The sequence below is a fragment of the Mycobacteriales bacterium genome, assembly GCA_036497565.1.
Lineage (GTDB): Bacteria > Actinomycetota > Actinomycetes > Mycobacteriales > QHCD01 > DASXJE01.
Window position 1 is genome coordinate 1 of the sequence record DASXJE010000069.1, and the last position, 8,849, is coordinate 8,849.

The 8,849-nt window shown below is 70.7% G+C and carries 9 protein-coding genes; 4 read left to right on the forward strand and 5 right to left on the reverse strand.

The genetic code is table 11. The annotated features are described in order from the left end of the window. Both VGH85_05980 and VGH85_05985 read left to right on the forward strand, forming a co-directional pair. The coding region (locus VGH85_05980; protein ID HEY2173346.1) for an MFS transporter at positions 1-980 on the forward strand (980 nt) is incomplete at its 5' end. Positions 981-1,031: 51 nt separating this feature from the next. Then, positions 1,032-1,961 (forward strand): LLM class flavin-dependent oxidoreductase, encoded by a 930-nt coding sequence (locus tag VGH85_05985; GenBank protein HEY2173347.1) that lies wholly within the window; start codon positions 1,032-1,034, stop codon positions 1,959-1,961. On the opposite strand, the gene VGH85_05990 is transcribed toward VGH85_05985, so the two are convergent. Beyond that, on the reverse strand, positions 1,962-3,812 hold the full coding sequence (locus VGH85_05990; protein ID HEY2173348.1) for an ABC transporter ATP-binding protein: 1,851 nt from the start codon (positions 3,810-3,812) through the stop codon (positions 1,962-1,964). A gap of 101 nt (positions 3,813-3,913) precedes the next feature. On the opposite strand from VGH85_05990, the gene VGH85_05995 reads away from it, so the two are divergent. Beyond that, positions 3,914-4,363: a MarR family transcriptional regulator gene (locus tag VGH85_05995; GenBank protein ID HEY2173349.1), complete on the forward strand. Its 450-nt coding sequence runs from the start codon at positions 3,914-3,916 to the stop codon at positions 4,361-4,363. A gap of 57 nt (positions 4,364-4,420) precedes the next feature. Continuing rightward, positions 4,421-5,395: a zinc-binding dehydrogenase gene (locus VGH85_06000; protein HEY2173350.1), complete on the forward strand. Its 975-nt coding sequence runs from the start codon at positions 4,421-4,423 to the stop codon at positions 5,393-5,395. 7 nt (positions 5,396-5,402) lie between these two features. Here the strand turns inward: VGH85_06000 and VGH85_06005 are convergent, their stop codons facing one another. The 4 genes from VGH85_06005 to VGH85_06020 all read right to left on the reverse strand — a co-directional run bounded on the left by VGH85_06005 (position 5,403) and on the right by VGH85_06020 (position 8,639). Further along, positions 5,403-6,014 (reverse strand): nucleoside triphosphate pyrophosphatase, encoded by a 612-nt coding sequence (locus VGH85_06005; GenBank protein HEY2173351.1) that lies wholly within the window; start codon positions 6,012-6,014, stop codon positions 5,403-5,405. Continuing rightward, on the reverse strand, positions 6,011-6,910 hold the full coding sequence (locus VGH85_06010) for an SMP-30/gluconolactonase/LRE family protein (GenBank protein HEY2173352.1): 900 nt from the start codon (positions 6,908-6,910) through the stop codon (positions 6,011-6,013). The genes VGH85_06005 and VGH85_06010 overlap by 4 nt, the downstream gene beginning before the upstream one ends. Positions 6,911-7,021: 111 nt before the next feature. Beyond that, a complete protein-coding gene (locus VGH85_06015; protein HEY2173353.1) occupies positions 7,022-7,645 on the reverse strand; it encodes a bifunctional 4-hydroxy-2-oxoglutarate aldolase/2-dehydro-3-deoxy-phosphogluconate aldolase in 624 nt (207 codons plus the stop codon). 16 nt (positions 7,646-7,661) lie between these two features. Continuing rightward, complete coding sequence (locus VGH85_06020) at positions 7,662-8,639, reverse strand: sugar kinase (GenBank protein ID HEY2173354.1); 978 nt, start codon at positions 8,637-8,639, stop codon at positions 7,662-7,664. Between the last annotated feature and the right edge of the window lie 210 nt (positions 8,640-8,849).

The window sequence follows — 8,849 nt, forward strand, 5'->3', positions numbered from 1 at the left end:
CGATCAACTGGCACTGGATCTTCTTCATCAACATCCCGCTCGGTGCCCTCACCGCGCTGCTCACCCTGCGGCTTGTCACCCCCGACAGCGGCCGACGCACCAACGGCGGCACCGACGTCGTGGGTGCGCTCACGATCACCGCGGCGCTGATGCTCGGCGTCTACGCGATCGTCGAACCCGCCGCGACCCAAGGCTGGACCGCACCGGCCACCCTGACGTTCGGCGCGGCGGCGGTGGCACTGCTGGTGCTGTTCGTCCTGCGCGAGAACAGCGCGGCCAACCCGCTCGTCCCGATGGGCATCTTCCACTCCCGCAACGTCGTCGGCGCCAACCTGATCCAGATCGCCGGCGCGGCCGGGATGTTCGGCATCTTCTTCCTCGGCTCGCTCTACCTCAAGGGCGTGCTCGGCTACGGGGCCATGGAGATCGGCTTCGCGTTCCTGCCGACGACGATCCTCATGGGCGCGCTGTCCGTGCGCTTCACCGAACCACTGGTGACCCGCTTCGGCGCACGGCCGGTCGTGGTCACAGGGCTGGTGCTCATCACGGTCGGACTGATCCTCTTCACCCGCGCCCCGGTGCAGGGCTCGTACGCCGCGCATGTGCTTCCGGTCGTGTCGCTGCTCGGCATCGGCGCCGGGCTCGCCTTCCCGTCGCTGATGACACTGGCGATGTCCGGCGTCACGGCCGACAACGCCGGGTTGGCCTCCGGTCTGGTGAACACCACGGCACAGGTCGGCTCGGCACTCGGGCTGGCCGTGTTGGCCACGCTGTCGGCCTCGCACACAAGCACCCTGCTGCACGCCGGGCACGGCTCCAAGGATGCGCTCGTCGGCGGATACCACCTGGCGTTCTGGATCGCGGCCGGACTGCTCATCGGGGCCGTCGTCATCGCGGCGACCGTGCTTCAGCCAGTTGCTGCGACTGCGGACCATCAGCCGGCCGACGCGTCCGTGCGAGAGGCGCTCGAGGCGGTCTGAACGTCCTGAGAAGGCACCCTCCGGGTCAGCTCAGTGGGAGCATTGGCCGGTATGGACGCCGGGGTGCACTTGCCGCAGATGGCGTTCGCCGGTGAGGGGTTGTCCCTAAGTCGACTCGCGGACACGGTCGACGCCGCGGCCGCGAACGGGTTCGCGGCGATCTGCGTCAATGACCACTTCCTGTTCGACGCGCCGTGGCTTGACGGGCTCACTGCCCTGGCTGCGGTGGTGGAGCGGTCGAGGCCGATGACGCTGGCCACCACCGTGTCACTGGCGGCGCTTCGCGGGCCTATGCCCTTGGCCAAAGCGCTGGCCGCGCTGGATGTGCTGTCAGGTGGACGAGTGGTTGCCGGTGTGGGGGCCGGCTCGTCCCGAACCGACTACGACGCGCTCGGCGTCGATTTCGAGGACCGGTGGCCGCGTTTCGACGAAGCAGTGACCCTGCTGAAGGCTCTGCTGACCGGGGCCGAGCCTCCGACCGGCGGCAGGTATTTCCCGGTTCCGCAGGAGCGGTTGTTGCCGGTGCCGCGGCCCGGCGGAGCGGTTCCGCTGTGGGTGGGGAGCTGGGGGTCGGCAGCCGGGATGCGCCGGGTGGCCCGGCTGGGTGATGGGTGGCTGGCGTCGGCGTACAACATCACTCCGGCGGAATTCGCCGCGGCGCATGCGCTACTGCGGGAGAAACTGGCCGCGGCGGGCAGGCCGGCGGACGGTTTCCCGCACGCGCTGGTCACCATGTGGACGTGGATAACCGAGGATCGCGCCGAGGCCGACCAGGTCATCGCCCAACGTCTGGCGCCGTTGCTGAAACGTGATCCCGAGACTCTGCGGGGCAGGGTGTGCGTCGGGCCCGCCGGGATGTGCGCCGACCTGCTGTCCGCCTTTGCCGAGGCGGGCTGTGGTCAGGTGAACTTCTGGCCGCTGGGTGAGGAAGCGCGCCAGATCGCCCTCATCGCGACGAAGGTGCTGCCCGACGTCCGATGATCACGCCGACTGCAGGGGTGCTTGCTGGCGGGACCTGGTCGGCTCCATCGCGCTGGCCAGTCGGGCGTACCGACCCCCGGCGGTGGCGAGCTCGTCCACGCCGCCGATTTCCGCGATCCGGCCGTGGTCGAGTACGACGATCTGGTCGGCGTCGCGGATCGTGCTGAGCCGGTGGGCGATCGTCACGGTGGTGCGGCCGGCGGCGAGCGCGTCGAGCGCGGACTGCAGAGCGCGCTCCGTCTCGTTGTCCAGCGCGCTGGTGGCTTCGTCGAGCACCAGGATTCGCGGGTCGCGCAGAACGGTGCGGGCGATGGCAAGCCGTTGCTGCTCACCGCCGGAGAAGCGCTGCCCGCGGGCTCCCACGATGGTGTCCAAACCGTCCGGCAGGGTCGCGACCAGCTCGCTGATCTGGGCGACGTGCAGCGCCTGCCAAAGCTCGGCGTCGGTGGCGTCCGCCTTGGCGTAGCGCAGGTTGTCGCGTACTGAAGCGTGCATCAGGTAGGTCTCCTGTGAGACCACACCGACGAGTTCGGCCACGCTCTCCAGTGACATGTCACGAAGGTCGACCCCGTCGACGCTGATGCTGCCCGTCGTCGGGTCGGCCAGGCGCGCGATCAGGCTTGCCAGGGTGCTCTTGCCGGATCCGGTCTCGCCGACGAGGGCCAGACTCTGCCCGGCCGGAACGGTGATGTTGATGTCGGCCAACGCGTCACGGTCGGTGCCGGGGTAGCGATATCCGACCCGGGACAGTGCCAGCTCGCCGCGCACCTGTTGCGGGTCGACGGCGACCGGGTGCTCGGGCTCGGGGATGTCGATCTCCAGGTCGAGGTAGCCGAAAATCCGGCTGAAGAGCGCCATCGAGCTCACAACCTGCACGCCGGTGTTGAGCAGTCCCATGATCGGGCGGAAGACCGAGGTCTGCAGGGCCACGAAGGCAACCAGGGTGCCGATCGTCATGCCGCCCGAGGTCAGGGGGAGTCCGGCGGCCAGGTACAGCAGCGCGGGGATGACGGCGAAGATGATGCTCATCGTCGACATCCGCCAGCGGCCGGCGAGCTGCGAGGCGACCTCGAGGTCGACGAGTTCGCGTGAGGTGTCGGTGAAGCGGTCCGACGCCGTACGCGTGGCGCCCATGGTCTTGGTGAGGCGTACGCCGCTGACGGTGAGCCCCTCCTCCACCTGGGAGAGCATGGTCGACAGTTGACGCTGCTGACGGGCGGTGATCTGGCGGCGCAGAACGGCGACCCGGCGGGTCAGGAAGACGGCAGGTGGGAGCACGAGCAGCGTGAGCAGCGAAAGGCGCCAGCTGAGGGCGACCATGGCGATCGCGGTGGCGACGACCGTGGTGACGTTCGTGGCGATCGAGGTCGCCGTGTCCGTGACGACGGACTGCATGCCGTTGACGTCGTTGGTCAGGCGGGATTGGACCTCACCGCCCTTGGTGCGGGTGAAGAACGCGAGCGACTGCTTCTGCAGATGGGAGAAGACCTCGGTACGCAGCCGGTGCATGACCTGCTGCCCGACTCGGGTCGACATCCAGGTCTGCACCACTCCGATGACCGACGTCAGGGCGGCGGCGGCGACCATGGCAGCAATGGCCAGCAACAGCAGGTGGATGTTCTGCTGCGGCAGGGCGTCGTCGATGATCGTCCGGGTCAGGAAGGGAGGGGCCAGGCCGATGACGGCCGACCCGACGAGCAGCAGGACGACGAGGGTGATCTGGACGCGATGGGGGTGGAAGAGTGCGGCGATGCGCCGCCACGACACCGGTGATTCGGCGAGTTGGGCCTTGTCGGCGGGGTCTACTTTGCGTGGCGCGAAGCCACCGCGGGGTCCTTGTGGGCCTGGCATAGGCATCTACTCCTTGGGCGGGGCCGGGATACCGGTCGTCGATGACATTGGTGAAGCTACCTCACTATCCGGTACCGGTCAAATGAGGTAACGTCATGACCATGAGCGAACATTCCCACCACCACTCCGGCGAGCCCGGAGATCTTGCCGACCTGCTGATGGGCTCCGCCCGGGGTCTGCGGCGGCGGTGGGCCGAGTCGCTCGAGCCGTGGGGGCTCTCGCCGCACCATGCCCGGGCGCTGCGGGTCGTGGCCGACCTGCAGGCGCCGCGGTTGGGGGTGGTCGCGGAGCACCTTCGCGTCACGCCGCGATCGGCGACCGAGGTCGTGGACACCCTGGAGGAGCGCGGGTTGGTCGAGCGACGATCCGACCCCGAGGACCGTCGGGCCACCTGCGTCGTCCTTACTCCCGAAGGTGCGCGAGTGCGGGCCGAGATCGACGCGTCACGGCGTACCGGCGGCGCCGACTATTTCGCCGGGCTGACCGCGGCCGAACGAGCGACGCTGACCGAACTGCTGACCAAGCTCGACCCGCGCCGCCGCTTGACATGAAGTTAGGTTGAGGTCTCAGCCTGGGTGTGGGGATGCGATACCCGGGAGGCAGCGATCGTGCAGAGTGCAACTGTCGTCCAGTTCGGTGGTCCCGATGTCTTTCGGCTCCTCGAGCAGACCGATCCCGTGCCCGGGCCGGGCGAGGTGCTGATCGCCGTCGAGGTCGCCGATGTGTTGTGGCTGGAGACCATGGTCCGGTCCGGGGCCGGGCAGAACTACTGGCCGATGCGGCCGCCGTACGTCCCCGGTAACGGGGTCGCCGGGCGGATCATCACGGTCGGCGACCAGGTAGATGGTGGCCTGGTCGGTCGCCGAGTCGTTGCGCATACCGGCAATGAAGGCGGTTACGCCGATCGGGCCGTGGTGCCTGCCGAGGCGGTCTCGCTCGTGCCCGACAACCTCAGCTTCGCGGTCGCCGCCGCCCTGCTGCACGACGCGCCGACCGCGCTGGCGCTCTTCGACGCCGTGAAGATCGGTGCCGACGACACGGTGCTCGTCGTCGGGGCGAGCGGCGGCCTGGGTGTCCTCCTGGTCGAGCTTGCGCGGGCCCGTGCCGCACGCGTCGTCGCGATCGCGCGCCGCGCCAAGCTGAGCGGGGTGCGGCAGTTGGGACCGGACGCGGTCGTGGACTCCGAACAGGCGGACTGGATCGACCGGGCCCGCTCCGCCCTGGGTGCGGCCGGCGCCGACGTCGTACTGGACAACGTCGGCGGCGACCTCGGCGAAGCGAGCTTCGGTCTCGTCGCCGAGGGCGGCCGGTTCTCCGGTCACGGCACGCCCGGTGGCCGGTTCGCGCGCATCGACGAGCGGACCGCCGACCGTCTGGGTGTGGCGGTCAGCGGGATCGAGAAGGTCCAGATGTCCGCCGGAGATCTGAAGCGCTACACCGAGCAGGCGCTGCGCGAGGCATCGGCCGGCGCCCTCCATCCTGTGATCGGACAGACCTTCCCGCTGGTGCAGGCCGGCGCGGCCCATGCCGCCATCGAGAGTCGCACCGTGTTCGGCAAGACGCTGCTCACCATGACGGAGTGACAGCGGGTCAGGCGGGCGGCTGCCGCCATAGGTCGACCGGAGAGATGCCGAGCCGGCCGAACATGCGGCGCAGCAGCGGAAGGCTGATGCCGAGCACGGTGCCGTGGTCACCGTCGATCCCCTCGACGAACCAACCGCCGCGACCGTCGAGGGTGAACGCGCCGGCGACCTGCATCGGTTCGCCGCTCGCGACGTACGCCGCGAGCTCGGCGTCGGTCGGGCGGCCGAAGCGCACCGTCGTCGATGACAGCTCGCCTTCCCGGCCGTGCACCTGACCGGACCGGACATCCACGACGCAGTGACCGGTGTGCAGGATCCCGGAGCCGCCGGCCATCGCCCGCCAGCGGCGTACCGCCTCGTCGGTGTCGGCGGGCTTGCCGTAGGCGTCGCCGTCGAACTCGAGCAGCGAATCGCAGCCGATCACCAACGCGTCGTCGGTGCGGGCGGCGACTGTGTCGGCCTTGGCCCCGGCCAGCGCGCGGGCCAGCTCACCCGGGCACGGGTCGGTCACCGTGCTCTCGTCGAACCCGCTCACCTGCACCTCGACGGGCACGCCGGCCGCCTCCAGCACCCGGCGTCTGGCCGGTGACGCCGAGGCGAGCACCACCCGCCGGGTCACCGCGGAAGCGTTCCCGCGAAGCGGTCGGCGGGCGGACCGGTGACGCCCGGCCGGAGGACGAAGAGGCGTCCCGCGTCGGTCTCCTGCTTGTCCGGCACCTGGCCGGTCGTGATCACCAGTTGATCGCTGTCCGGACCCGCGAAGCAGCAGCTGGACGTCCGCTGCACCGGCACCTGGACGACCTCGAGCAGCCGGCCGTCCGGGTCGTAGCGGTGCACCGAGCCGCCGTCCCACATCGCGGTCCACACGCATCCCTCGTCGTCCATCGTCAGTCCGTCGGGCGTCGACTCCGGCGTACCACGGACCAGGATGCGGTGGTCGGCGATCTCGCCGGTCTCGACGTCGAAGGAGTACGCCGACAGGGTGCGTGTCCCGGAGTCGTTGAAGTACATCGTCTTGCCGTCCGGACTCCAGCCCAGGCCGTTGGACACCGAGGTGCCGGTCAGCATCGGGGTCACCGAGCCGTCGAGGTCGACCCGGTAGAGCGACCCGGCGGCGGACTTCTCGCCGTAGGACATGCTGCCGGCCCACCACCGGCCCCGCGGGTCGGCCTTGGCGTCGTTCATCCGGTTGCCGCCGTGGGACCCGGCCTCCGGCTGGGCGAGCGGCGTGATCGTGCCGTCGTCGGCCAAGTGTGCGAATCCCTGGGCGATGGCGAGCAGCCAGCCACCGTCGGGGCCGCCGACCGGTACGGCGGCGCCGAGATGTCCGCCGACGTGGGTCGTGCGGACCGGGCCGAGCGTCCCGTCGGCGTCGAGGGTGGCGCGGTGCAACGCCTTGCCGAGCAGATCGACCCACCCGAGCTCCTGCGCCTCGGCGTGCCACACGGGTCCCTCGCCGAGCTCGCAGGCGGGTCCGCCCAGCACCTCGGCGGTCTTGCTTGCTGGCGTCGTCACATCGTCTCCTCGGTGTCGGATCGGCCGGCCCGCCTCCCATGATCAAGAGGGGATAACAGCACGAAACGCCGTACGAATCCCCTCTTGATCATGGGTGGGTGGGGAGGGGTTTCAGGCGGCGCGGGCGAGTGCTTGCAGCAGTCCCTGCACCCGCGCTGCGATCTCGTCGTCGGTGCCGACGGTGAGTGCGCTGCCGACGCCGACAGCGATAGCTCCGGCCGCGATGTACTTCGGCGCGTCCTCGACCGTGATCCCGCCGGTGGGGATGAACGGCACGTGGGGCAGTGGCCCGCGCAGGTCGCGCAGTTGGCCGGGTCCGACGCTGGACGACGGGAAGTACTTGACCGCGTCCGCGCCGGCCTCCATCGCCGCGACCACCTCGGTCGCCGTACCGGTGCCGGGGATCACGGCGGTGTCGTAGCGGTGCGCGGTGGTGATCATGTCGCGGTCGAGCGACGGCGACACGAGGAACGTCGCGCCGGCCAGGATGGCGAGCCGGGCGGTGGTGGCGTCCAGCACGGTGCCGGCCCCGATGGCCGTTCCCGGCGGCGCCGCCTCGGCGAGCGCCTGTACGGCGTCCAGCCCGCCCGGCGTGGTCAGCGCGATCTCGACCGTGCGCATGCCGGCGGCGAGCAACTGCTGGCCGGCGGTCAGGGCGGACTTCGCGTCGTCGGTGCGCACGATGCCGATCGCACGCTGCTCGGCGATGATGCTCATGGTCTGCCAGCGATACACGCTCTCTCCTCGTCTCTCAGCGTCGTACGTCGATGGTCGGATCGTGCGTCCCGGCGGCGCCGCGGGGCACACCCTCGACGTCGCCGACGGTCTGGACGGCGGCCGCCCCCAGCGCGGCCGCCCGGGCCAGTGCTCCCGCCACGTCGATGTCGTCGAGGCTCGGCGAGTCGGTGAGCATCGCGGACAGGAAGCCGGCCGCGAACGCGTCGCCCGCCCCGACCGGATCGACCGACCGCACCCGCACCGGGTCCTGCTTCCAGGTGTGCGTGCCGTCGGTCGCCCAGCAGCCGTTGGCGCTGTGCTTGATGACGACGATCCGGGCGCCCTGGTCGAGGAACCAGCCCGCCGCCTGCACGGGTTCGGCGGCACCGGACAGCAGTTCGGCCTCGTCGGCGCCGGCCAGGATCACGTCGGCGCCGGCGAAGGGCCGCAGCACCTCGCCGACCCGGTCCGGCGGGCAGAGCCGCCGGCGGATGTTGGGATCGAAGGTCACCGTCGTACCGGCGGCACGGGCGGCTTCGAGCGCCGCCAGGCTCGCCTCGTGAGCCGAGTCGGAGAGCACCGGCGTGATGCCGCTGAAATGGAGGATCCGCGCGGACCCGACGTAACCGGGATCGACGTCGGCGGGGGACAGCCGGCTGCCCGCCGAGCCCCGGCGGAAGTAGAGGACCTCGATCGGCCGCTCGCTGTGGCTGTCGCGCACCAGCAACCCGGTCGGTGCGTCCGGGTCGGTGCGCACCCGCGAGGTGTCGACGCCCTCGCCATGGACGGTCCGGAGCACGATCCCGCCGAACGGGTCGTCCCCGATCCTGCCGAACCAACCGGCCCGGTGGCCCTGCCGGGCGAGCGCCAGGGCGACGTTGGATTCGGAGCCGGCGATGCTCCGCCGGTAGGCCGTCGCGTCATCGAGCGGCAGGCCGGGCTCGGCGACGAGCAGCACCATCGTCTCGCCGAACGTGACGACGTCGAGGTCGCGGGCAGCGGCATCGGGCATGGCGCTAAGCCTGTCAGGTTGGCCGCCGGCCCGGCAGGGGGGCCCACGCCCGGCCCCTTCGCCCATTCACGACATTGTTGACAAATATCAGCTCGGCCGGCTGAGCCGCGGCCGGGTCTAGCGACGGAAGCCGCTGGCCCGCCAGGCGGACGGGCCCGACCGTAACGGTGCGCGCACCAGGGCGGTGCGGTCGAGCCAGCCCGACGGCTG

Coding starts and splice junctions, on each gene's coding strand:
- VGH85_05990 (HEY2173348.1), bottom strand. CDS start 3,812: ATGCCAGGCCCACAAGGACCCCGCGGTGGCTTCGCGCCACGCAAAGTA.
- VGH85_05985 (HEY2173347.1), top strand. CDS start 1,032: ATGGACGCCGGGGTGCACTTGCCGCAGATGGCGTTCGCCGGTGAGGGG.
- VGH85_05995 (HEY2173349.1), top strand. CDS start 3,914: ATGAGCGAACATTCCCACCACCACTCCGGCGAGCCCGGAGATCTTGCC.
- VGH85_06020 (HEY2173354.1), bottom strand. CDS start 8,639: ATGCCCGATGCCGCTGCCCGCGACCTCGACGTCGTCACGTTCGGCGAG.